Origin of the sequence: Dolichospermum sp. FACHB-1250 (assembly GCF_014696335.1) — a bacterium.
GTDB classification, from domain to species: Bacteria; Cyanobacteriota; Cyanobacteriia; order Cyanobacteriales; family Nostocaceae; genus Dolichospermum; species Dolichospermum planctonicum.
Map to the genome: position 1 here is coordinate 42,936 of NZ_JACJPZ010000011.1, position 23,675 is coordinate 66,610.

Sequence of the window (23,675 nt, forward strand, 5' to 3'; positions counted from 1 at the left end):
TTCAGTTAACTCACCCTTTGTTTGTACAGAATTCTAAAAGTAGGCGTTAGTGATGGAATTAATCTATCAGTATGCCTGGCTGATTCCAGTATTACCTCTCTTGGGAGCAATGCTAGTCGGTCTAGGGCTAATCTCGATCAATCAGGTGACAAACCGCCTGCGACAATTAAATGCTGTAGTCATTATCTCCCTTATGGGAGCTTCTATGGTTCTGTCGTCGGCCTTGCTGTGGAGTCAAATTCAAGGCCATGCACCTTACCTCCGCACCCTGGAATGGGCAGCAGCAGGAAATTTTCACCTGACTATGGGCTACACTATTGACCACCTTACAGCCTTAATGCTGGTAATTGTCACCACAGTAGCAGTTTTGGTGATGATTTACACCGATGGCTACATGGCTCATGACCCCGGTTATGTGCGGTTTTATGCCTATCTCAGCTTATTTGGCTCTTCCATGTTAGGTTTGGTGGTCAGCCCCAACCTGGTACAAGTTTACATTTTCTGGGAATTGGTGGGGATGTGTTCCTACCTCCTAGTGGGCTTTTGGTATGACCGCAAAGCCGCAGCAGAGGCCTGCCAAAAAGCATTTGTTACAAACCGGGTCGGTGACTTCGGCTTATTATTAGGCATTTTGGGGCTGTTCTGGGCGACAGGAAGCTTTGATTTTATGGTCATGGGCGATCGCCTATCAAACCTAGTAGAAACTGGCTCTATTAGCAATTTCCTCGCCATTGTGTTGGCGATTTTAGTCTTCCTTGGACCTGTTGCTAAATCGGCCCAATTCCCACTCCATGTCTGGCTACCAGACGCAATGGAAGGTCCTACTCCCATTTCTGCCCTCATCCATGCAGCGACAATGGTAGCAGCGGGTGTATTCCTCATTGCCCGGATGTATCCAGTATTTGAAAATGTGCCAGCAGCAATGAACGTAATTGCTTTTACTGGCGCATTGACGGCGTTTTTAGGGGCAACTATCGCCATTACCCAAAATGACATTAAAAAGGGTTTGGCTTATTCCACCATTTCCCAACTCGGTTACATGGTGATGGCCATGGGTGTGGGTGCTTATAGCGCCGGTTTATTCCACCTGATGACTCACGCTTATTTTAAAGCGATGCTATTCTTGGGTTCTGGTTCGGTAATTCATGGTATGGAAGCAGTTGTTGGTCATGACCCCGTACTAGCGCAAGATATGCGCTTAATGGGCGGACTGCGGAAATATATGCCCGTGACGGGTTTCACATTTTTGATTGGCTGCCTGGCCATTGCAGGGATTCCTCCCTTTGCCGGTTTTTGGTCAAAAGATGAAATTTTGGGCGCGGCCTTTGCTGCTAACCCCTTCCTGTGGTTTATTGGTTGGGTGACAGCAGGAATTACAGCTTTTTATATGTTTAGAATGTATTTCTCAACATTTGAAGGTAAATTCCGGGGTAATGATGAGAAAATCAAGGTAAAACTCAAAAATGCCGCTGCTGCTTTGGCACAAAAATCAGGTACAGCAGAATTAGCTCCTAATTTCGGTCCTGGGGCGATGAAAAAGGGAGAATTAGATAGTCATTCCCATGACTCCCACGGACACAGCCATTCTCCCCATGAGTCTCCTTGGACTATGAGTTTACCTTTGGTGGTTTTGGCTATTCCTTCTATGTTAATTGGTTTGGTGGGTACTCCCTATGCCAATTATTTTGAGCAGTTTATCTTTCCCCCTAGCGAAACTTTAGCCGAAGTTCTGGAAAAGGCTGCGGAATTTGACCCCCATGAATTTTATGTGATGGCTGGTAGTTCTGTGGCGGTTTCTGTGATTGGGATTACTTTAGCAGTGCTGATGTATTTGGCTCGCAAAATTGATCCTAGTGCGATCGCTTCTAAAATTCAACCACTCTATGATTTATCCTTGAATAAATGGTACTTTGATGATATTTATCATCGTGTTTTTGTTCTCGGTTTGCGTCGTGTGGCTAGACAAGTGATGGAAGTTGATTTCCGCGTTGTTGACGGTGCTGTTAATCTCACGGGTTTCTTTACTCTTGTCAGTGGTGAAGGTTTGAAATACTTGGAAAATGGTCGGGTTCAATTCTATGCCTTGATCGTTTTTGGGGCTGTTTTGGGCTTGGTGATTGTTTTTGGTGTTACCTGATTTTAATGGGGGCGGTTTGTCCGCCCCTGGATTGTTTTTAACGAACCACTCCAGGCGCAGAGGACACGGAGTTAATGACACCCTACTGTCTGAATCAGGATATCCAGGATTTAAGGATGTACAGGATGAAGAAAAAAACTAATCTTTAAAATCTGGAATATTTCCAGATAAATATTCATATAAAATCCTATTAATCCTCTAATCCTGGGCATCCTGATTCAGACAAAAAATATTTATAATCTAAACAAACCAATTCTCAATCTGAATCTCTTGAAAATCAATAAAATCTGAAATATTATTCATTACCAAAAGTATGCACATCTGAAATTATAAGGAGAATTAATAGCTATGCAAGAGTTAACAATTGAGGAATTATTAAATATTGCTCAAAGTCAAATTCCACCAAAGTCAGCAAGAATTACATTTTCAACTATTAGAAAAAAATCAAAATAATCAATTAAGTGAATCTGATAGGTTATTGTTGAAATCTCTACGAGTGAGTGCTGATTATTTAATGTTGAAAGTGGAAAGGTTTTTCTCTTCCAGATTTTGAGCAATTAGTATAAAAAGGTAAAATTATGAATATCCAAATTAAACCGGAATTAGAGCAAATTATTCAAGCGCAAATTGCCACAGGTAGATATACAAATCCTGAAGATGTAATTAGTAAGGCGTTAAAATTGCTTTTGGAGTGGGATAAGGGTTATCAGAATTGGGTGGAAGAAACACGGGAAAAGGTGGATGTTGCTATTGAACAATTAGATAGAGGTGAAGGTATTAATGGGGAAGTTGTGATTTCACAATTGCGGGATAAGTTGCGTCAAGCGAGAGAGAGATAAGGATGAAAATACTTATGATTTCTCCAGAAGCTAGTCGTGATTTATCAGAAATTATTGATTATTTTGTTACTAGAAATATTGATGCTGGAGAGCGTTTTGTTGATGAGTTTGAAAAGAGGTGTCAGTATTTAGCTAATTTCCCTAATATGGGGCGTAGCTATGAAAATATTAGGTTTGATTTGCGGGGTGTTCCTTTAGATGGTTACGTGATTCTTTATCGAGTTATTAATGGTGGAATTGAAATTGTCCGTGTAGTTAGTGGTTATCGAGATTTGGAGTCTTTGTTTCAATGAATAATTGAGAAGCCCTGGCAATTAGAAAGATGCTTCCAGCACGCTACGCGAACGCGGCTATACAAACTAAGTCCACCTGAGTGGACTAAAAGCAAGATTTTTGAACTCGGCGGGTTTTGTCTGTGCAGACGCGAATTATATTCGCCGGGTTATGAATATTTTTTGTTTCGCGCAAAGACGCAAACTAAAAGAAGTATCATATATTATGATATATTGAGTAAACAAGCTTAAATAAGCTATGTCAGTCCTACTGATAGCGAATAGTTTATGATTCTTCATGAACTTCAATAATGGTTACTTATTTTTACACATCTTTACAAAGTTAACTTTACCTAATTAGTGATTAAAGAGGTATTTGTATGATATACGGCAGTTTCCGGTATTATGAAGTACAGATATTAATGATAAAACTTTTGTGGGCGGGCATACTTCGACCAATCTCAGTACAAGTCTTGCCCGCATAATGTGTACCTCACTCAAAGCTACTTGCTGTATATCATTAGCATTTTAATAGCGATAATCTTAATTATAAGATTATTATTTAGAAATAATAAAAACCAGTTACTACAGTCTAAATCAGATCATAATATTGAGTTAGAGCCGATTCAACATGAATCAAATAATCTGCAATCTTTAATAATTCAGAAAGATGCTTATATTCAAACTTTAGAAATAGAAAAAGCTGGAAATTTACAAAATATCTCGTTATTAGAAGCCAATATTATTACCCAGCAATCTAATTGTAAATTACTTACACAAGAAAAAATTAATTTGAATAATCGCGTTCAACAATTAGAAGGGCAAATTCAATCTCTCACTGAGAAAATAAGAGATTTAGAATTGTAACGGAATACATTTGAAGTTAGTAATAATCATAGTTATCTAGAAAATATACAATTCCAGATTGCTCAAAAAGATAATGATATCCAAAAGTTAGAAATTGAAAATAATCAAAATATTCAAAGAATTAAACAGCTAGAAATAAATCTTAATGATAAAGAATCACGATTAAATGAGATAAGTAACAACAATAATATTTATCCGAATGAATTGCAAAAGCAGATTGCTCAAAAAGATGCCTATATTAAGAATTTAGAATTAGAAAAGGGGGATTTAGAGAAGGATTTAGAGAGGTATGTAGAATATTTAAACATATCTGGGTTAGAAGATATAGAAGATATAGAAACATATCCACTTTTTATAGAATATGAATATGACTATCAATACTTAAGAAGTCCTTGTATGGATAGATGCCAAGATTATATAGACTATTTACAACAATATCTATAATATTTTCAAAAGTATGATGATAGATACAAAATCAGTAAACTGTCTCATATAAGGTGGCTTAAAACCTAAAACAATATCCGTTTGGTACTCCCAATTCTACCAACTCACTAGCTACCCCTTCCTCAGTAAAATCTCTCTGAATCCAAATTTTTCCATCTCTAATATCTACATGAATAATTGTCCCATAAACGTAACTCACATTAATTCATGAGATTAAATTTAATTAATTTTAGTGCGTTACGCTTTGCTAACACACGCTACTGTCTACTGTCTGATAGCGTAGCGTGGCGTAGCCATATCAAGATGAAGAAAAAACTCATCTTTAAAACCTGGAATATTCCCAGATAAATATTCATAAAAAATCCTGTAAATCCTCTAATCCTGGGTATCCTGATTCAGACAATTAAGCATTTTTAGGATGAAGAAAAAACTCATCTTTAAAACCTGAAATATCCCTAGATAATTATTCACAGAAAATCCTGAGTATCCTGATTCTGATTATGAAAAGAAATTTTCATAATCGTCATGACTACCAATCCAAAACCATGTAACTGTATCACCATCCAAAACCCCAATTGCTCGATAATTGAGATTTATCCTGACAGACCAAATATTTTCCTGGTTATTTATACATTTGAAATGCAAAGACGGATAAAAAGGATTTTCTCTCCATAACCGATAAGCTTTTCTCGCACTCTGTCTAACTTGCTTGTCAAGAGACTGATATTCATCCCAAAAAGAAGGAAGGGTTGCTGACTTCATAGGTGTTGATAACCTCTAATGGTATATACACCAAATCTAGTCTTTTCTGAAGCCAGATATAAATCCTGAATTTATAACTTGTCATAGTCCATTGGTTTTGCAAGTCCTTCCGCAATCTCTCTTTTAGCACGTTGAGCAGATGCAATCAATTTTTCTTGAGTTTTCTTAAATGAATTATCCCATTTAAGTTCATCTTGCAAATCTGCCAAATATTCTCTCAGATGTTCTGCAATTCTGTCTTGTACATCTTCAGATAAAGATTCCATCATTTTAACTACGGTGGTAATTGCTGGAGATGACATAATCTAATTTCCTTTTAAACCTTACCAGTCTATTTTACTAAATATAAACTTAACTGCATCCCTCAACATATTCCACTATGCGGGGAAACATCCTGAAAATGCTTATCAGAGTGGAGAATGAAGGTTATTATTGATACTAATATTTTAGTTTCTGCTGTTCTCAAGGCGAGAGAACCAAGGGATTGTACAATCTCTCTGAATCCAAATTTTTTCATCTCTAATATCTACATGAATAATTGTCCCATAAACGTAACTCACATTAATTCATGAGATTAAATTTAATAAATTTTGGTGCGTTACGCTTTGCTAACACACGCTACTGTCTACTGTCTGATAGCGTAGCGTGGCGTAGCCATATCAAGATGAAGAAAAAACTCATCTTTAAAACCTGAAATATTCTCAGATAAATATTCATAAAAAATCCTGTAAATCCTCTTAATTACAGTGGTAATTGCTGGAGATGACATAATAGAATTGTCTATTTTACTAAAAATCAACTTAACTGCATCCCTCTACATATTCCACTTCTGGTAGTTTACCCGCTCTATACCTAGTTACACGCTGACCATCAGTTTCAAAAACAATGCGATAGTTTTGTTCGGCTTTATTTTTGGGAATAAAAGTTAAATAATATCCCTTTGTATATTTATGGGGTGTAACTTTAATTTGTCCAGGGTAAAGTGATTTAATTCGCGCTTCTGTATCACCAATTTTTGCACCAGAAACAGTAGTTATTTTGGGATTATTTACATCTACTCTGGCAATAACATCGCTGGTAACATATTGGAGACGACTCTTAACATCATCTTTTGTCACCATAAATGACACACCTTTGAGTTCTCCTTCCGTTTGTAGATAGTAACAACTATCACTTCCAGCATAGCTAACAGATAAACGAGTATTAGCCGCAGCAGCAGCTTCAGGAAGATTCATCCCTATTTTTACTGGACCCATACTATTGACAGTTACTTTGGCTTGACTGGTGAGTTTTGTCTGTGCAATGACTGTTCCGAGTGTGACAGAAAAAAATGTGATAGTCACAGGCGCAAAAGTTAGTAATGTAGTTTTGTGATTCATCTGTTTGTTGATAGTATTTACCCAGTTTGACGCACCCTAGATATTTCTAGATATTTAATATGACATTTGCTTAAGTCCTCTATCTAGATCCCGCAGATAACAAAATTCTCCTAGAATACAATATCTAGGGAAATTTAGCGAAAATTACAAGATTTCCGTTCACTATCATGTTCAGGATATTGCCAAGAATAAGCAAAATGGCTCACACTCTTAATTTGAGGAGATAATTGGTATAGTGCTTGCATTTGCGCTTCCAAGGATGGACGATTATTAATTGATCCCCCCCACTGACCAGCCAAAGCGGGAATAACTTTTGTACCTGGTTTACTCAGCGCTAAAACCTGTTTTACTTGCGCTACAATACAACTAGCATCACCGCAAGTTGCGTAGGACATGGGATGCCATTCTAAGGTGCTAGGGAATTTATCCCAAGGTTGCAACCGGGAATCATACCCTTGTCCTAAAGCTTGATTTCCTTCGGGAAAAAAGACTACTCCGGCGGGTATACCTTGTTGTTTGGCGGGATAACTTGCTAAAGCGACAAAATCTAAGATCCCTTGCATAGCATGAGCAACGGTGAGTAACCACAAATCTAATTGCAAAATGCGCTGTTTTTCCCCTGAAGAAGTCAGAGATTTTTGTTTTTTCGCAGGAATACGCCCTTCCCACATTGGTTCATCTTCTTGCGGGTAGCGTTGATCAACTTCCGCTATATCGCCGCTGCTAATATATCCCTTAGTGAGAAACCGGCGAATTAATTCCCGCCCTTTGGAATTTTGGGCGCGGCGAAATAAAAATTCTTGGGTGGCGGGGGTAAATAGCCATAAGTCCTGAACTTTGGTAACAATGGAATCCGCACCAGACTGGCGGGGATAGCGTACATAGTCTAAGAGAATACCATCAGGACGACGGCGGATCACCTGCTGCACCATTCGGTAATAATCGCTTCTAGCCTGGGGATTGTAGGGATCAATAAAGACTTGAGATCCGTCCTCTACTACGGATAAACTGGTTTGATTTTTGCCATTACGGGCGATCGCATTTTGTCTATCTGGACGTTGAGCATAGGTATAACCAAAGTTATTGGTAAACATCCAAGCATATACTTTTAACCCCCTTTGTTGCGCTTTTTTGATGGCTACGGCTAATAAATCTACTTTTTCTGCACCACGAATCCGAACTACTGCTGGCCAAACTGTCGGGTTTGTTGCTGCTGGTAATAGTACCTGTCCATCATAAAATACTTCTAAATAAACTTGGTTGTAGCCTTGGTTAACAATTCGATCCATAATTTGATCAATTGCTCCTGGTTGGATATCACAAGGATATAAACGTAACCAAATAGCTTGAGTCTCTGGCCAAGTTCGACTGCGGCATTCTTGTAATTCTTCTGTATGCTGTTTTAGTAGTTTTTGATAGTCCCTTTTCGCCTCTTTATTGTTTGCAAGAGCTAATAAACGTAATTTATCTTTTTGTTGGGCTGCTTTTGATGATACCCGACAATCTTCTCTCTTTTGAGCAATGGGTAGGGCTGTCCTATCCCTCCGGGGAGGCTCGTCCCTTTGGCTTATTCTCTGGTGGGGAAGAGAAGCGTTGGCTGCTTGGGCTTCTAAGTTAAGAATCAATAAGCTATGACTAATAATTACAGTCAATAAACTTTGCCAAGATATAATTGATCTTAAAAATTTCCAGTTGCAATTAGACATATCATTTAAAACTCGTATTCGTCAACAAACTTGGTGACAATCAACCCAGCTTGTTTATGATAAAAAGCGGAGGTTTGTAGTATTCCCAATTGAGTTTATACCACAAAAATCAGAGAGTGAAAAAATAATTGCTCTTGTCCCAATTCGGAACAAATTTGGCTTGTTGGTTCCCATCTACTAATAATGTCACGAACCTTTTGCATTAAAACATCACTAAAATTTTCACCCAGTTTCTGTAACGCTCCCGTGAGAAATATAGTAGTCATAGCAGTAGTTAAGGTTATAGGGTTCATAAAATCTTGACTAAAAATATTTGAATATACTTATTATCGGCATAATTATCGAAGATATTCAATAATCATGATCATGGTAGTGTAATCCGAATTATAAATAAGAGGTATTCCTTACCCCAAAAAAGATAAAATCACCGAAAATTGATTTTCAGAATCTATATCTGCAAGTAAAACCGACGAATAACTATGCTAGAACAAGGTAACATCAGTATTCATACTGAGAATATTTTCCCAATTATCAAGAAGTCTCTCTACTCAGACCATCAAATCTTCTTGCGGGAACTGGTATCTAACGGGGTAGACGCTATCCAAAAGTTAAATATGGTGTCCCGCGCTGGTGAATATAATGGTGAAATTGGTGAACCAGAAATTACCATTAGCATTGATAAAGACAACAAAACTCTCTCCATTACTGATAATGGGATTGGAATGACAGCAGAGGAAGTAAAAAAATATATTAACCAAGTCGCTTTCTCTAGTGCTGAGGAATTTATTCACAAGTATGAAGGAAAAGCAGACCAACCGATTATCGGTCATTTCGGTTTGGGTTTCTACTCTTCTTTTATGGTTGCCAAACAAGTACAAATTGATACTCTTTCATACAAAGAAGGCGCACAAGCAGTTCGTTGGACTTGTGATGGTTCTCCTAAGTTTATTTTAGATGAGTCCCAACGTACCAGTCACGGAACTACAATTATTCTCACCTTGGAAGGGGAAGAAGAGGAATTTTTAGAACCAGCACGAATTAGGAATCTTGTCAAGACCTATTGTGATTTTATGCCGGTTCCCATTAAAATGGATGGGGAAACTTTAAATAAACAAAAAGCTGCATGGCGTGATTCTCCTAGTAGTCTTACTAAAGAAGACTATTTAGAATTTTACCGCTATTTGTATCCTTTTCAGGAAGAACCCTTGCTATGGGTACATTTAAATACAGATTATCCCTTTGTAATTAATGGTATTCTCTACTTTCCGAAAATGCGCCCTGATGTAGATGTTACCAAGGGACAAATTAAGTTATTCTGTAATCAGGTGTTTGTCAGTGATAATTGTGAGGAAATTATTCCCCAATTTTTAATGCCAATGCGAGGTGTAATTGATAGCACTGATATTCCTTTAAATGTTTCTCGAAGTGCATTACAAGGCGATCGCACTATTAAGAGAATAGGAGATTATATTGCCAAAAAAGTTGGCGATAGACTAAAGGAATTATACCGCGATGACAGGGAACAATACATAAAAATCTGGAAAGATTTGGGAACATTTGTCAAGTTCGGTGTTCTCAATGATGATAAATTCAAAAAACAGGTAGAAGATATCATTGTTTTCCGCACTACGGCTAAATTAGAAGCCGCAGCAGCGGTTGAAGTTCAAACCGCTGAAGATGATGCTTGGCAAGATGCCACCTCAGCTAATAGTATTAATTTACCATATATAACCCTGAAAGAATACTTGGAACGGAATAAAGAACGTCATGAAAATAAAGTATTTTACAGCACAGATGAAGCAGGTCAATATACTTATATTGAACTGCACAAAAATCAGGGTTTAGAAGTCCTATTTATGGACTCCTTTATTGATACCCACTTTATTAACTTCCTCGAACAAGAATATCGGGATGTTAAATTTACACGGGTGGACTCGGATTTAGATAATACCCTTCTAGAGGACAAAACTGGTGAAATTGTTGATCCCACCACCAACAAGACGAAAGGAGAAGTGATTAAAGAACTATTTGAGAAGGCACTGAATAAGCCAAAATTGAACATCCGCACTGAGTCACTGAAATCCGATGACCCCCAAGGAACACCACCAGCAATGGTATTATTACCGGAATTTCTGCGTCGGATGCGGGAAATGACCGCTATGATGCAGCAGCAAACCACTGAATTTCCCGAAGAACATATTTTGCTAGTAAATACTGCCCACCCGTTAATTCAAAACTTGATTAATCTTAATCAGGGTACTATTATTCATGGTGATGGTGTATCCCATACGAGTCAATTAGTGACCATAATTTGTCAGCACGTTTATGATTTAGCATTAATGTCTCAAAAAGGTTTTAATGCAGAGGGGATGAAATCCTTTGTAGAACGTTCTAATGATGTGCTAACTAAGTTAACGGAACAAGCAAGTAAATAGAAAATAACAATCAAGTGTAGGGAGACGTTGTTTACAGCGTCTCTTCCGAAGAGGGGATACTTTTTTATTTAATTGGTTTATTTAATTGGTTTATCTAATTGGTTTATCTAATTGGTGCAACTAAAGCGTCCAGATGTTTAGATGTATTTGGTCTGATTTAAATGACCACTTGGCTTCCTTCACTAGTGATCTGTTTTGCCAGTTGCGTAAGTCCTGTGACAATTATTCACGCCAAATTAGTTACCAATAAAAGTGCCAAGTTGACATCAGATGCTTGTGAAAAAATGAGCATTTACCTGATATTAATAATTTAAAGATATCGTAAAGATATTCTAATTCTGGTAAATGGGAATAAAAAATCAAAGTAGACAGATCAGGATAGGAAATTTTTACAGCCAATAGTGCTATACTTCCTATTTCTTTGAGAGTTACATGAATATAAATGGGGAGTAAAATTCCTGTTTCTGGTAAAGTTATTCTGAGTAATTCTTCTAAAACCCTTAAAATTATCCAACTAGATTCAGGTTCTTCAATTCTCCAGTAAATTGGCATATTAACCTGAAAATCTAGATGGGGATAGGAGTTAATCCAAGGTTCTAGTAAACACTCAATACATAAAGGTAAGCTATCTTGAATAGATATCGGACATAAGCGATCGCTCAATTGTACTAAAGAATGATGAAGGTTATCAATTTTTTTGATATGTGCTTGAATTTCTGTCACTGATAAACTTAGTTTATCCATAACTAATAAATCTAAATTACGTCGGATTGTAAAAGATTCTTGTAATAAATCATCACGGACTTTTTCAGATTCTAGAAATAGTTTGAGAAATTCCCTATAAAACCACCACTGTAATGCTTGCTTAATTCTTGGCTCAGATGTCATAAACTTGATCATGATTATGACTTAGTTAAATTAGAAATTACCCTGTTTGTAAAGGGGGGGAGATTATTCACTCTTAGGAAAAGGAAAAGTTAGGGTGAGATATTTGTGGTACTTCATAAACCTAAAATTTGCTGTATGTTTTTTATAACCCTTGTAGAGAGGTTTGATGGAATGTCGCTACTTTTTGGTTAGCTAATCACAAATCAGCAATCAATCTGGCTTTTCTTAACATAAATTGTAATACTGTTTCTTCCCTAGAAATAATATCGGCCGTACCATTCATTCCCGACTGAAGAAAACACTGACGATCATTATTTCCAAATGAACTTTTTTCGGGTTGAATTGTAGCTTCAAAGTAGTTAGCACCAGGAGAAATTGCAGTATTTGTATCTTTGCTTAGAGGTGTAATTGCATCAGGAGAAATCGTTTTAACAACGCCCTTAGCAGTTCCATAATCAGGATATGGACAAGCATCAACACGAAGTTGTGCTTTTTGACCAACAGTAATTTTATTAATTTCTGAGCTAGGAATCAGAGCTTTAATTACTAAAGAATTACGATCATCAGGTACAATCTCAGTAATAGATTCACCAGCGCGAACAACTTGTCCAGAATTTCGTAAATTTAGTTTCAAAATAATCCCATCGTTAGTAGCAACAATAGTGCTATTTTTTCGCTGATTTTCTAGCTGTTGAAGTTCTTTTTGTAATTGTTTTATTTGAGTTTGTATTTCAACCAAACGCTGAATTAAGCCTACCCTTTCTTTATTTAGAGCAGCTATATTTGCTTCACCTTTAGCAGTTTCTTGAGCAATACGTTCTTGTGCCATATTCATCATTGCCGTAGTTGGATTAATTGCAGCTTTATTTAATTTAACTTTTATATTAGCGATATCAACAGCTTTTTTTGCAGTTTCCAGTGTTAAGGTTGTTTGTTGAACAACTAGCTGTTTTTGCTCAAATTCTCGGTTACCAATTACCCCCATTTCTGCCAACTGTTGATAGCGATCACGATCCACCTTTGCAAATTCTAAGTCAGCTTCAGCCTTTTGTAAATCTACTAATTGTTTTTGAATATTTAGCTGGGCTGTTATTAATTCACCTTCAGTATTAACCTTTCGCTCTTCATATTCCCTTTGATTTTTTAATAAATCCTCCTGAGCAGCAATAATAACCCTTTGTATGACTTTTTTTTCAGCCATGATTTGATTATTTAAAGTCCGGTTTTGAGCATAAATTTGTAAAATTTGTAATTTATTCTGGTTGATATTTTCTTCTAATTGACTTTTTTTAATTAGCAATTGTTCAGTATCTAAAATGGCGATTACATCTCCTTGTTTAACAATTTGATTTTCTTTGACTAAGATAGTTTTAATAGTCCCTTCTACCTTTGATTGCACTACACGAGTTTCACCTATGGGACGAACAATAGCATTAGCTTTGACAGTAACATTATATTTCACCCATGAAGATAAATAAATACCAGTAATAACAGTCCCAATCAGAAATAAACCTGCTAGGGATGTCCAACTACTTATAGGTGGAAGTGAATTATCATTTCCAATTACAGAATTAAATTCTTGATTATCAGTGTAAAGCATAGTTATCTAAATAATGAATGATATATAGGATTCCTATCAGAAGTACCAGATGGTTTTCCCCCCTTTATAAGAGGTAAATACAAGGGAAATTAAGGAATTAGAAAATCTAAATGATCTCCTGGTTTATTGCGTAAATCCTCTAAAGAACCTTCTAATTTCAACCTACCTTGATCTATCAAAACAATCCAGTCAGCCCGATTAATTACTTTAGGTCTGTGAGTAATTAAAATAGTTGTTTTCCCTCGACGATGTTTAAATAATTGGTCTAAAACTTGGGCTTCACTAACTGGATCAAGTCCCCCAGTAGATTCATCTAAAATCAAAATTGGTGGGTCTGTAACAATGGCTCTAGCTATGGCTAATCTTTGTCTTTGTCCACCAGAAATATTAGCACCAAATTCTCCTAAAATAGTTTGATATGTCTCCGGTAACTTATTGATAAATTCATCAGCACCAGAAATTTTACAGGCTTGAACAATCTGTTCAAAGCTAACATGAGGCGCTCCTAATCGAAAATTATCAATAATAGAACGACTCCAAAAATGAGCATCCTGGGGAACAAGAACCACTTGTTGACGCAGACATTCTAAAGAAAGGTCTTGAAGGTTATAAATTCCAATTTGGATATTACCAGATTGCAGAGGATATAATCCAGCTATTAATTTAGCTAAGGTACTTTTACCGCATCCAGATTTACCAATTAAAGCCACAACTTGACCACCAGGAATTGTTAAAGAAAAACCTTCTAAAAAGTCAATTCTTCCTGCATAGTGAAACTTCAAATTTTTACAATAAATATCAACATTTTCGGGAATTTTTACAACAGGTTTTTTGCCATAATCTTCATTTTCTGGAGTAGCATCAATAACTTCTGTTAAACGTTGGGTTGCAGTTTTCGCACGAGTAAATTCTTCAACAAAGCCGATAACTGTACCAATTAAACCCAAAAAATTCCCATTCATAGAGTTAAATGCTAGTAATTTACCAATACTGAGATTTTCAGCGGGATTAATTACTAAATAGCCACCGAACCAAAGTAAAATAACACCACCAATAGCAGAGATAAAACCAGAAAAAGTATTATTAATGATGCCAATTTGGATAGTGCGAAACATGAGATTAGCTAGACGAATAAAACGGCTTTCTAATTCATCTAAAAATTGGGGTGCTGAGGTAGTTGTTTTGAGAGTTAATGCTCCTTTAAAAGTTTCGACTAAAACCCCTTGAGTTTCCGCTTCTTGAACTAAAAGTTCACGAGTCTTTTGTTGTAAAGTTGGCTGAAAAATAATAGTTGATAATGTCATTAATACGGAGATTAATAACGCTATTCCGGTTAATTTCCAGCTATAAAAAATCATGATACTTAGAGAAATCAAGGCAATAAAAAATCGGCTGGGTAAGGTAACAACCAATTGAGCCACTAATTGATTAATTTGTTCAATATCTTGCAATCTACTAACTATTTCACCACTGCGTCGAGCTTCGTAATAACTTAAAGGTAAACGCAAAATTTGTCTACCAAAATCTAAAACTAGCCCTAATTGTAAGCGTTGAGCAAAGTTAGCAATTAAGTTAGATTGGACAAAGGAAAGGCTATTAGAAACAAAATTCATAACTACTACGGAAATCGCTACAGTAGTTAGTAATTTTGTGTCACCTCTAACTAACACATCATCAGTAAGAATTTGTAATAAAAAAGGAGAAGCTAAAGATAACAAACCCAAGATCAAATTTAAAGGTATAACTTGGACTAAAATGGCCCGATAAATCCAAACTCGTCGAAAGAAACGCCAAAAGCCACCAGTTTTATCACTTTCTTGTTCAAAAAAGCGAATAGGATCTGGTTCTAGCAAGAGAATTAACCAATCTTTCCAACCATCAATTAAATCTTTTTTAGAAAGATAACGAACCCCAACTCCGGGATCTGCAATGACAAAATTTTTGCCTTTTTTACCGTATAAAACAACCCAATGATTTCCTTTCCAGTGAATAATTGCTGGTAAGGGAGCTTCATTCATTCGATTAATTATTTCCGATGATGTTTTGACTGGATTAACTTTAAAACCCAGGCTTTCTGCACCTCGTCTTAACCCTAATAAAGTAGTTCCAAATTGTCCAGTTCCAACAACTTCCCGAATGCGGCTGAGGGTAAAATTACGACCATAATATTTGGATATTGTAGCTAAACAAGCTGCTGCACAATCTTCTTCACTATGTTGTTTAACAAATTGGAGTTTCATAAATAAATAACCATAGAAAAGAATCAAAATATATTATTTTTATTTCTATTGAATTGGTAGTAAACACTGGTAAATATAATCCGAATAGTAGAATATAAAATTATCTGATCCTGGTTTTATTTTTGTGCTAGAAAAGATTAAATATACTCGCTAAAAAGCTATTACCTTTTCTGCTTCTATTGCGACGACGGCCACCACCTCTACCAAATAATGAAGATAAAATAAAGGTTGTTTGAGAAAATTGATATTCAGTTTCATTTCTCACATATCCGCTAGAGTTTCCTTGAGAAACATTCATTTCACTCATTCCCCTAGTAGATATATTTATATTTTGGTAAAATATATCAAACCTTTCCAAGGGTGAAGATGATGACCCACCCCCGGATATAGACTCTTGTTCTTTTTCTGATAAATTTATGAACAGGTCGGAGTTTTCTATTTCTATATGATCAGACATGGTAAAACCTCTTGCTTCTAAAAAATAAGATTTATGTATCATTTTTTGTGATACATAAATCTTTCTCCAATTTGTTACGAGAAGTGCCATGAGTAAAATCTCAACGATCATTAAATACTATTAAATGATCCTAGATTTTTATTCTCTTTTACCACTTCTTTGCAGCAGGTAGAAAAGATCAGAACTCAAGTATATTTCTGACTACCTGCTTAATTTGTTTCGTTAACTTACTTACATTACTTGGTTGAACAATTGTGCTGGTAAGATAACTGTTGGAAAATCAGCTAGTCCAATTTGACGACCAGCAGAATTGATTTTTTCAACAGCTTGTTGACTTCCAGTTTGGCTACCATTCAAGTTTGAAATACTATATCCTGTTTGTACATTTCTGAGAGCGCTTATGAAAGTTTCATTAAGTAAAGCACTACCACCACCAGCTACGATTTCTTGTTGTTCAACAGATACTGCGGTAAATAAAGTAGACATGACTGAATTCTCCTTGATTTGAATTATCGCTGGGGGTTGTTTACTGCTCGGTTGCCGTTTTCCCCCTCGCTTGTTCATAGAATATCGAGGAGTGATTAGATAATTCATTCTCATTTTCTGCAAACTTAATTACCAAATTTAGAACTAAATATTGCCGAAAAATACACGCCAATTTGACTCAATTATGTTCACTAAATAAAAAATTTCTGCTATGATTTCCTATCAACATGGCGTTATCCACTTAAACAAAGTAAATCATAGCCCCCACCTCGCTTGGGGGGAGGGGTTAGGGGTGGGGTTGATTAAATATATATACTTAGTCAAAAATTATCCTCAACTCCCACTTGACCATTAACAGAAGAATCCTTAACAGAAAAATACCTGCGTCGCGCTGAAAATTTACTAGAAACAAACTAATTGTCCCAAGCCGCAGTAAAATTACAGGATGCCTTAAAATTAGAGCAGCGAAATAGTCATTGCCATGGCTTGATAGCAATGGTATATTTAAAGCAAAATCAACTGAAAATGGCAAAAATTCACTGTGATAACGCTCTGAAGTTCAATCCCAAGGATAATATCGCTTGGAAATGGAAACCCAAAGTAGATCAGGCTTTAGGAAAGATAAATAGTGATTCTCCAGTGAATTACTCTTCCAAAAATGAAGAGAAGCAACCAGATAAGTCTGGAAATGGCGGTTTGTTTGGCGGTTTGTTTGGTGGGAAGAAAAAATAATGGTGTATCAACCAGCAGCGGGAGCCAGGGATCTATTACCTTTAGATGTAGCGCAAAAACGCTGGATTGAAGATAGATTAGAACAAGTATTTCAGCGTTGGGGATATCACAGGATTATCACCTCAACCCTGGAAAGAATGGATACCTTGATGGCCGGTGAAGCAATTCAGCGTCAGATGGTGATTCAACTCCAAAATGGTCAAAATGAAGAATTGGGATTGCGTCCAGAATTGACGGCATCTATCGCCCGGACAGTGGTAACTCGCATGACAAATGCGACCTACCCCCAGCGACTCTATTACAATGCTAATGTGTTTCGTCGTAATTGGGAAGGCCGCCATAATCGTCAGCAAGAGTATTATCAAGCTGGGGTGGAGTTACTGGGAGCGGGAGGATTATTAGCTAATGCGGAAGTATTGCTATTAGTAGCAGATTGTTTCACAGCATTGGATTTACAAGGGTGGCGGTTAATTCTGGGGGAAGCGGGAATTACTCGCTCCCTGTTTAATGCTTTTCCCCCGGAAATTAGAAATCAAGTCCGTACTGCGATCGCTCATTTGGATTATGTAACTCTTGATACCTTGCCTTTGAGCGAAGAACTACACCAGCGGGCTAAAATCATGTTAGATTTGCGGGGTGATAGTCAAGAGGTTTTAGAAAAAGTCAGTAGTCTAGATCTAGAACCAGACCAGGACGAAGCAATAAATAATCTCAAGTCTCTGGTAGAATTACTAGAGGGTAAATTCCCATTAATCCTTGATTTGAGCCTAATTCAAACCATTGACTACTACACAGGCATTGTATTTGAAGTAGTGAGTGATACAAAATCTCAAGCACAGGTTTTAGGAAGAGGTGGTCGTTATGACCAATTACTAGGTTTATATCATCCCCAAGGTGAAAGTATTCCCGGTATCGGCTTTGAACTGAGTATTGATGATTTATACCAAATTCTCTCATTTAATCAGCAATTACCCCAAAATATCCCCGCTAGTCATTGGTTGGTAGTTCCAGAAACTCCTGGCGCTGAAGCTGCGGCTTTTGATTATGCGCAAAAAATGCGTGACAATACTGAGTTATTGAGAGTAGAAATAGACTTAGGCGGAAGAGATGTAAGCGCGATTCGTCAATATGCAAGCGATCGCTCCATTACCAAAATTGCTTGGATTAAAGCTGATGGTTCTCATACCATCGAAGCAGGATCCTAAGTCAAGAATAACGGACAAAAAAGAGGAGGAATCGGAAAAATGCCACATAGTATTGTTACAGACGTTTGTGAAGGTGTTGCTGACTGCGTAAGTGCTTGTCCAGTAGCTTGTATTCATGAAGGTCCAGGGAAAAACGTCAAAGGCACAGATTGGTACTGGATTGATTTTGCTACTTGTATTGATTGTGGCATCTGTCTCCAAGTTTGTCCGGTAGAAAATGCGATTTTGGCAGAAGAAAGACCAGAATTGCAAAAAACCCCAAAATAGTCATGGGTCAGTGGTCAGTGGTCAGTGGTAAAAGAAAAACAACTGATAACCGACAACTGACAACTAACAAATAACAACCGACAAATAACAACTAACAAATGACGAATAATTATTTATTAAAAGTAGAAAATGTCCACGCAGGATATATTAAAGATGTAGACATTTTACAAGGTATCAACTTCCACGTTACCAATGGGGAATTGGTAACAGTAATTGGTCCCAATGGTGCGGGTAAATCAACATTAATAAAAACTATTTTTGGACTATTAACACCCCATACCGGAAAAATTACCTTTAAAAATCAGAATTTGGTAGGTTTAAAATCTAATCAAATTGTAGAAAAAGGTATGTCCTATGTTCCGCAAATTGCGAATGTTTTTCCATCATTAACCGTAGATGAAAATTTAGAAATGGGGGCTTTTGTCAGGAATACGCCATTAAAACCCCTTAAAGATAAAATATACAATATGTTTCCGAGATTGAGCGATCGCTTGCGTCAACGAGCGGGGACTCTTTCTGGAGGAGAAAGACAAATGTTAGCCATGGGGAAAGCATTAATGTTAGAACCTAGTTTACTACTCTTAGATGAACCCTCAGCCGCATTATCTCCCATTTTGGTAAATCAGGTATTTGAGCAAATTAAGGAAATTAACCGATCGGGAACTGCTATAGTTTTAGTAGAGCAAAATGCCCGTAAAGCCTTAGAAATGGCAGACCGAGGTTATGTGTTAGAATCAGGAAAAGACGCTATCTCAGGACCTGGTAGAGAATTATTACATGATCCAAAAGTGGGAGAATTATATTTAGGTGCTGGGAAGAGACATTAAATCAAATCAAATCAAATCAAAATCGGACCCCGACTTATTAAAAAAGTTGGGGATATAAAACCAAACGACTAGACAATTAAAGAATATGACCACACAAACAATATTATCACCGGAAATATATCAAGGACAATTTGGGGAATTTATAATTACTCAGAGCGATCGCCAAAGTGTGATAATGTATCGTACAGGATTAATGATAGCAGCATTGTGTTTTGCCCTGGGTAGTAGTTTAGTTTTAATTTCTCCCCAACCCGCTGTAATTCAAGCCATTACACCTATTTACACCTGTTTTAGTCTGGCACTTGGTATTAGTTTATTAACCATTCATATTTATATGAAATTTTTGCACCAAATTTTGCAAATTTTCTGGATAATTGGTAGCATTTCCGCCTTAATTTTCGCCCATAGTGATAGTCAAGCCTTTGCAATTACCGTTTATAATCAACCATTGACCATATTAGGTATTGGTTTCACCTTTGCAGCTTTAACAGGAATTTATTTTAAAGAAGGTTTTTGCTTTAATCGTTTAGAAACTAAAATCTTAACTCCCATAGTTCCCATATTATTATTAGGACATTTAACAAGAATTTTATCCACCCAAACCGAACAGATTTTATTAGCAACTTGGACAATTTGCTTTTTAATTTTTGCAGTGCGGAAAATCATTCAACCTATTCCTCCCGACATTGGAGATAAATCAGTATTTGATTATTTAAAAAAGCAACATTTAAAGACTTCCCAATAAAAAAACAGTCAACCACCCACAAAAAATATCTTAGAGGATGTTTGAAAACTTTTTAGCGAATATAATACACTACTACACAAACCAGATCCACCTTGCACAGACTAACAGAAAATCAAGCCTTTCCAACCCACGCAGGTAGGTTTTATCTGTGTAGCCGCGATTTAGAATCACCCTAATTAGTATGAATTTAGACTTTTATTCCTCCGTGTCCTCTGTGCCTGGAGTGGTTCGTTTTCCTGCTTTAGATAATTTGTAGGACTTAGCAAAGGTTAAATATGCAAAAATGTCAAGTATAGAAGAACGTAAATACTGGTTAGCTTGGTCACAAATTCCTGGTATTGGTCCAATACTAATACAAAGATTACAACAGCACTTTAGTAATTTAGAAACAGCTTGGAAAGCCAGTCCTGGAGAATTGCGAAAAGTCGAAGGTTTTGGAATTCAGACCTTAGAAAAAGTTGTTCAACAAAGATTCCGTTTAAACCCCGAACAACTACTTACCCAACACCAACAAATAAACCCCCTGTTTTGGACACCAGCAGACCCAGAATATCCCCAACTATTGCGAGAAATTCCTACTCCACCCCCGCTGTTGTATTATCGAGGTGAAATTGATTTACAGGAAAATTTAGGACAAAAACCCCTGGTAGGAATTGTGGGAACTCGTCAACCCACAGAATACGGAATTAAATGGACTCGTCAAATTAGTACCGCATTAGCAAAAAATGGTTTTACCGTTGTTTCCGGTATGGCCGAGGGAATAGACACCGAAAGTCATTCAGCAGCATTGAAAGCGGGAGGAAGAACAATAGCAGTTATGGGAACAGGTGTAGATGTTATTTATCCCCATAAAAATCGAGATTTATATCAACAGATTTTGAAATCTGGGATAGTAATTAGTGAATATCCCGCAAAAACGCCACCGAACCGCACCCATTTTCCCCGTCGAAATCGAATTATTGCTGGTTTGAGTCGTGCGGTATTAGTTATGGAAGCGCCGCTAAAATCTGGTGCTTTAATTACAGCTACCTATGCTAATGAATTTAGTCGAGATGTTTATGCGTTACCGGGAAGAATTGATGAGCAACCATCACAGGGTTGTTTAAAATTAATTAGTCAAGGTGCGGGTTTAATTAATCATGAACTTAATGAGTTATTAATCATGTTGGGAGCAATTCCCCAAATAGATATAGAAATAGAAACACCTCTAGTTAAATCTCCTCCTATACCTAACTTAGCACCGGAATTACAACAGATAATAAATATTTTAGCCATTGATGCTTTATCTTTTGATTTTATCATTCAAAAAACAGGAATGAATGCTGCAATAGTATCCAGTTCTTTATTACAGTTAGAACTTATGGGTTTAGTTACCCAACTTCCGGGAATGCGATATCAAAAACTGTAAGGGAACAGGTTACAGGGAACAGGTGCTACGCCACGGTGACAGGTGCTACGCCACGGTGACAGGTGCTACGCCACGGTGACAGGGAATAGGGAATAGGGAATAGGGAATAGGGAATAGGGAATAGGGAATAGGGAATAGGGAATAGGGAATAAATTACTGTGTACTTCATTAGACAGGGCTAATTAACAGTAACTCAAAAGCTAATGTTAGCATTAGTTAGCTTTTTTGGATCGCTATACCTCTAATCGCTATATCTTCTTCCTTTTGCTTATTGTTGTGGATAATATTGGGGAGTGATTATCGGGGCTTGATAAGTACCCATAGGTACATTATTAACCATTCCATTTGGTACGTTTGGATTGATCATCGGCGCTTGAATAAAAGGCTGAACAGGCTGAACAGGCTGAATCGGTACTTGATAATTAGGAATAGGTTGATTAGGTTGATTATTAGTAAAATTACTAGGTTGTACTGTAGCTTGGCTAAAGTATTGGTAAGCAGAACTGGAAATAGAACTAATTAATTTTTCAGCACGAGGATCATTATTTGGACGTTGTACCATAATAGCCGCAATATAACGCTTACCCGTCGGGACATCAATCAAACCCGCATCTGCTAACATTGTACCAATATCACCAGTTTTGTGGTACGCATTTGCGCCTTTTCCCAAACCAGCAGGTAAAAGATTATCTCTTTCCGTACGGCTCATAATATTAAGCATTGAATCACGCGATCGCATAGTCACCACATTACCTTGATTGACCATAGAGATTAAATTCCCCAATTCTCGCGCACTGGTGGTATTAGTCCCTTGTAAATCTGGGAGCGGACTACGAATCATCGTTGTTGTTAGTCCCCAACTGCGAAAACGCCCATTTAAAGCCTCCTGTCCCCCCAATTTAGCAACTAGCATATTTGTCGCGGTGTTATCGCTAATTGTAATCATTTTTGTCGCCAGATCAAGAGCCGTGTACTTGCCACCTGGAGCTTGATATTGCATATTTCCCGAACCACCGACAATCATCTCCTTTTCCAGAGTCAACATTTCATCTAAACGGATTTTACCCGCATCTACATCCTGGAAAAAAGCGATCAAAATCGGGATTTTAATCGTACTAGCGGCCGGAAAACTCGTATTACCATTAATATCTACATAAGCACCATTATCTAAGTCTAATAAAAATACACCCGGTGTTAAATCAGAATTAGCCGCAGCGAGGCTTTGCAGAGTATTTTTTAAAGGGGTAATTTCCTGGGACATATATAAACCCGTCCTAGCAGACTCAGGGGCTTTTTGAGTTGCTGGAGCTTGAGATAATACCGCCACTGAATTAATGCGACTAGCAGGGTCTAGGACTGACAACAAAGTACCAACAATCGCACCAATACCTACCCCGACGATCAAAAAGCGCAAGGCATATAACATGACTTTGGCCATGGGTTTTAACCTAGTCTTGCGTGATCCTTTTCTTTCTATTTTTGACTTTTCTATGGGTACAGTCCTTAACCTCACAGTCCCCCCTTGGGAAAATTGAGTATTTTTCTTAACTGTAGTTACGGTTTTAACCCCTGGATACACCATCACCTGTGATGCTGGTTTTCGCCCCCCAGCTGAAATCAGAGCCGGACTGATATTATTATTATCTAGACGTGTTACTTTTCCCGCTTCTCTTGGGCTAGAAACTGGCTGCTGACCGCTTTTTTTCTGTCCTGTCTTTGGGACTGCACGTTTACGCCGGCGACGCTGTACTGGCTGCCCCCGTGATATAGGTATCAGTTTGTTACTTGATTCTGACATAGGTACTCCTTGCCACCTTCGACCCAGATTATTATTATTAATTGATGCACCGTGATACTTAGTTTACCGTCTAGGACTAAGTAGCATTTTTGTATCTACTTTACACTATATTTATCTTTTTGGGTACTTTTTGGGTAATTACTGGGCTGATAATCACCCAGGTCGCGGATAAAGGTTTTCA

General features: G+C 37.2%; 24 protein-coding genes and 1 pseudogene. 12 read left to right on the plus strand and 13 right to left on the minus strand.

Annotated features, from left to right (window positions below):
• The first annotated feature begins 52 nt into the window (after positions 1–52).
• From H6F39_RS05715 to H6F39_RS05735, 5 genes are all read left to right on the plus strand, one after another.
• Positions 53–2,137: an NAD(P)H-quinone oxidoreductase subunit 5 gene (locus tag H6F39_RS05715; RefSeq protein WP_190396364.1), complete on the plus strand. Its 2,085-nt coding sequence runs from the start codon at positions 53–55 to the stop codon at positions 2,135–2,137.
• 578 nt (positions 2,138–2,715) lie between these two features.
• Positions 2,716–2,976 (plus strand): type II toxin-antitoxin system ParD family antitoxin, encoded by a 261-nt coding sequence (locus H6F39_RS05720; RefSeq protein ID WP_137908561.1) that lies wholly within the window; start codon positions 2,716–2,718, stop codon positions 2,974–2,976.
• A 2-nt stretch (positions 2,977–2,978) separates the two neighbouring features.
• Entirely contained in the window at positions 2,979–3,269 is a 291-nt protein-coding gene (locus H6F39_RS05725; RefSeq protein ID WP_137908560.1) for a type II toxin-antitoxin system RelE/ParE family toxin, read from the plus strand.
• Positions 3,270–3,734: 465 nt separating this feature from the next.
• On the plus strand, positions 3,735–4,115 hold the full coding sequence (locus H6F39_RS05730) for a hypothetical protein (protein WP_190396365.1): 381 nt from the start codon (positions 3,735–3,737) through the stop codon (positions 4,113–4,115).
• Positions 4,116–4,319: 204 nt separating this feature from the next.
• A complete protein-coding gene (locus H6F39_RS05735) occupies positions 4,320–4,559 on the plus strand; it encodes a hypothetical protein (protein WP_190396366.1) in 240 nt (79 codons plus the stop codon).
• On the opposite strand, the pseudogene H6F39_RS05740 reads toward H6F39_RS05735, so the two are convergent.
• From H6F39_RS05740 to H6F39_RS05770, 7 genes and pseudogenes are all read right to left on the minus strand, one after another.
• Positions 4,554–4,749: pseudogene (locus H6F39_RS05740) on the minus strand (element excision factor XisI family protein); the annotation flags it as partial. The gene H6F39_RS05735 and the pseudogene H6F39_RS05740 sit on opposite strands and share 6 nt — an antisense overlap.
• Positions 4,750–5,057: 308 nt before the next feature.
• The gene (locus H6F39_RS05745; RefSeq protein ID WP_137908558.1) at positions 5,058–5,321 is read right to left on the minus strand and encodes a type II toxin-antitoxin system RelE/ParE family toxin; all 264 of its coding nucleotides are present in this window, start codon (positions 5,319–5,321) and stop codon (positions 5,058–5,060) included.
• Positions 5,322–5,392: 71 nt separating this feature from the next.
• Positions 5,393–5,623, minus strand: coding sequence for a hypothetical protein (locus H6F39_RS05750; protein WP_137908557.1), 231 nt, complete (start codon positions 5,621–5,623; stop codon positions 5,393–5,395).
• Positions 5,624–5,767: 144 nt separating this feature from the next.
• Complete coding sequence (locus tag H6F39_RS21100; RefSeq protein WP_168358610.1) at positions 5,768–5,881, minus strand: element excision factor XisI family protein; 114 nt, start codon at positions 5,879–5,881, stop codon at positions 5,768–5,770.
• A 240-nt stretch (positions 5,882–6,121) separates the two neighbouring features.
• On the minus strand, positions 6,122–6,700 hold the full coding sequence (locus tag H6F39_RS05760) for a hypothetical protein (RefSeq protein WP_137908556.1): 579 nt from the start codon (positions 6,698–6,700) through the stop codon (positions 6,122–6,124).
• A gap of 134 nt (positions 6,701–6,834) precedes the next feature.
• A complete protein-coding gene (locus tag H6F39_RS05765) occupies positions 6,835–8,406 on the minus strand; it encodes a family 10 glycosylhydrolase (protein WP_190396367.1) in 1,572 nt (523 codons plus the stop codon).
• A 95-nt stretch (positions 8,407–8,501) separates the two neighbouring features.
• The gene (locus tag H6F39_RS05770) at positions 8,502–8,699 is read right to left on the minus strand and encodes a hypothetical protein (protein WP_137908555.1); all 198 of its coding nucleotides are present in this window, start codon (positions 8,697–8,699) and stop codon (positions 8,502–8,504) included.
• A 186-nt stretch (positions 8,700–8,885) separates the two neighbouring features.
• Between H6F39_RS05770 and htpG the strand changes: the two genes are divergently transcribed.
• Positions 8,886–10,841, plus strand: coding sequence for a molecular chaperone HtpG (gene htpG / locus H6F39_RS05775; RefSeq protein WP_190396368.1), 1,956 nt, complete (start codon positions 8,886–8,888; stop codon positions 10,839–10,841).
• Positions 10,842–11,081: 240 nt separating this feature from the next.
• Here the strand turns inward: htpG and H6F39_RS05780 are convergent, their stop codons facing one another.
• From H6F39_RS05780 to H6F39_RS05800, 5 genes are all read right to left on the minus strand, one after another.
• Positions 11,082–11,729: a hypothetical protein gene (locus H6F39_RS05780; RefSeq protein ID WP_190371572.1), complete on the minus strand. Its 648-nt coding sequence runs from the start codon at positions 11,727–11,729 to the stop codon at positions 11,082–11,084.
• Between the two features lie 196 nt (positions 11,730–11,925).
• The gene (locus H6F39_RS05785; protein ID WP_190371548.1) at positions 11,926–13,329 is read right to left on the minus strand and encodes an HlyD family secretion protein; all 1,404 of its coding nucleotides are present in this window, start codon (positions 13,327–13,329) and stop codon (positions 11,926–11,928) included.
• Between the two features lie 89 nt (positions 13,330–13,418).
• Positions 13,419–15,569: a peptidase domain-containing ABC transporter gene (locus tag H6F39_RS05790; protein ID WP_137908551.1), complete on the minus strand. Its 2,151-nt coding sequence runs from the start codon at positions 15,567–15,569 to the stop codon at positions 13,419–13,421.
• Between the two features lie 127 nt (positions 15,570–15,696).
• Positions 15,697–16,116 carry a hypothetical protein gene (locus H6F39_RS05795; protein WP_137908550.1) on the minus strand — a complete coding sequence of 140 codons (420 nt, stop codon included), beginning with the start codon at positions 16,114–16,116 and terminating at the stop codon, positions 15,697–15,699.
• A gap of 141 nt (positions 16,117–16,257) precedes the next feature.
• Positions 16,258–16,512, minus strand: coding sequence for a CTB family bacteriocin (locus tag H6F39_RS05800; protein WP_137908549.1), 255 nt, complete (start codon positions 16,510–16,512; stop codon positions 16,258–16,260).
• Positions 16,513–16,929: 417 nt separating this feature from the next.
• Here H6F39_RS05800 and H6F39_RS05805 point away from each other — a divergent pair, with 417 nt between their 5' ends.
• The 6 genes from H6F39_RS05805 (at position 16,930) to dprA (ending at position 21,696) form a co-directional block, all read left to right on the plus strand.
• Entirely contained in the window at positions 16,930–17,244 is a 315-nt protein-coding gene (locus H6F39_RS05805) for a hypothetical protein (protein WP_190371547.1), read from the plus strand.
• Positions 17,244–18,449, plus strand: coding sequence for an ATP phosphoribosyltransferase regulatory subunit (locus tag H6F39_RS05810; RefSeq protein ID WP_190371546.1), 1,206 nt, complete (start codon positions 17,244–17,246; stop codon positions 18,447–18,449). The genes H6F39_RS05805 and H6F39_RS05810 overlap by 1 nt, the downstream gene beginning before the upstream one ends.
• Positions 18,450–18,488: 39 nt before the next feature.
• Positions 18,489–18,716 carry a ferredoxin family protein gene (locus H6F39_RS05815; protein ID WP_028082953.1) on the plus strand — a complete coding sequence of 76 codons (228 nt, stop codon included), beginning with the start codon at positions 18,489–18,491 and terminating at the stop codon, positions 18,714–18,716.
• Between the two features lie 98 nt (positions 18,717–18,814).
• Positions 18,815–19,543 (plus strand): ABC transporter ATP-binding protein, encoded by a 729-nt coding sequence (locus H6F39_RS05820; protein ID WP_137908546.1) that lies wholly within the window; start codon positions 18,815–18,817, stop codon positions 19,541–19,543.
• 85 nt (positions 19,544–19,628) lie between these two features.
• Complete coding sequence (locus H6F39_RS05825; RefSeq protein WP_137908545.1) at positions 19,629–20,288, plus strand: DUF2301 domain-containing membrane protein; 660 nt, start codon at positions 19,629–19,631, stop codon at positions 20,286–20,288.
• 283 nt (positions 20,289–20,571) lie between these two features.
• Entirely contained in the window at positions 20,572–21,696 is a 1,125-nt protein-coding gene (gene dprA / locus H6F39_RS05830; RefSeq protein ID WP_137908544.1) for a DNA-processing protein DprA, read from the plus strand.
• A 268-nt stretch (positions 21,697–21,964) separates the two neighbouring features.
• Here dprA and H6F39_RS05835 read toward each other — a convergent pair whose 3' ends face one another.
• Complete coding sequence (locus tag H6F39_RS05835; RefSeq protein ID WP_137908542.1) at positions 21,965–23,494, minus strand: serine hydrolase; 1,530 nt, start codon at positions 23,492–23,494, stop codon at positions 21,965–21,967.
• Positions 23,495–23,675 lie beyond the last annotated feature (181 nt).

Bases quoted from the DNA above. Each gene is read 5' to 3' on its own strand.
- H6F39_RS05715 (WP_190396364.1), top strand. From the start codon at position 53: ATGGAATTAATCTATCAGTATGCCTGGCTGATTCCAGTATTACCTCTC.
- H6F39_RS05720 (WP_137908561.1), top strand. From the start codon at position 2,716: ATGAATATCCAAATTAAACCGGAATTAGAGCAAATTATTCAAGCGCAA.
- H6F39_RS05725 (WP_137908560.1), top strand. From the start codon at position 2,979: ATGAAAATACTTATGATTTCTCCAGAAGCTAGTCGTGATTTATCAGAA.
- H6F39_RS05745 (WP_137908558.1), bottom strand. From the start codon at position 5,321: ATGAAGTCAGCAACCCTTCCTTCTTTTTGGGATGAATATCAGTCTCTT.
- H6F39_RS05750 (WP_137908557.1), bottom strand. From the start codon at position 5,623: ATGTCATCTCCAGCAATTACCACCGTAGTTAAAATGATGGAATCTTTA.
- H6F39_RS05760 (WP_137908556.1), bottom strand. From the start codon at position 6,700: ATGAATCACAAAACTACATTACTAACTTTTGCGCCTGTGACTATCACA.
- H6F39_RS05765 (WP_190396367.1), bottom strand. From the start codon at position 8,406: ATGTCTAATTGCAACTGGAAATTTTTAAGATCAATTATATCTTGGCAA.
- H6F39_RS05770 (WP_137908555.1), bottom strand. From the start codon at position 8,699: ATGAACCCTATAACCTTAACTACTGCTATGACTACTATATTTCTCACG.
- htpG (WP_190396368.1), top strand. From the start codon at position 8,886: ATGCTAGAACAAGGTAACATCAGTATTCATACTGAGAATATTTTCCCA.
- H6F39_RS05780 (WP_190371572.1), bottom strand. From the start codon at position 11,729: ATGACATCTGAGCCAAGAATTAAGCAAGCATTACAGTGGTGGTTTTAT.
- H6F39_RS05785 (WP_190371548.1), bottom strand. From the start codon at position 13,329: ATGCTTTACACTGATAATCAAGAATTTAATTCTGTAATTGGAAATGAT.
- H6F39_RS05790 (WP_137908551.1), bottom strand. From the start codon at position 15,569: ATGAAACTCCAATTTGTTAAACAACATAGTGAAGAAGATTGTGCAGCA.
- H6F39_RS05795 (WP_137908550.1), bottom strand. From the start codon at position 16,116: ATGGCACTTCTCGTAACAAATTGGAGAAAGATTTATGTATCACAAAAA.
- H6F39_RS05800 (WP_137908549.1), bottom strand. From the start codon at position 16,512: ATGTCTACTTTATTTACCGCAGTATCTGTTGAACAACAAGAAATCGTA.
- H6F39_RS05810 (WP_190371546.1), top strand. From the start codon at position 17,244: ATGGTGTATCAACCAGCAGCGGGAGCCAGGGATCTATTACCTTTAGAT.
- H6F39_RS05815 (WP_028082953.1), top strand. From the start codon at position 18,489: ATGCCACATAGTATTGTTACAGACGTTTGTGAAGGTGTTGCTGACTGC.
- H6F39_RS05820 (WP_137908546.1), top strand. From the start codon at position 18,815: ATGACGAATAATTATTTATTAAAAGTAGAAAATGTCCACGCAGGATAT.
- H6F39_RS05825 (WP_137908545.1), top strand. From the start codon at position 19,629: ATGACCACACAAACAATATTATCACCGGAAATATATCAAGGACAATTT.
- dprA (WP_137908544.1), top strand. From the start codon at position 20,572: ATGTCAAGTATAGAAGAACGTAAATACTGGTTAGCTTGGTCACAAATT.
- H6F39_RS05835 (WP_137908542.1), bottom strand. From the start codon at position 23,494: ATGTCAGAATCAAGTAACAAACTGATACCTATATCACGGGGGCAGCCA.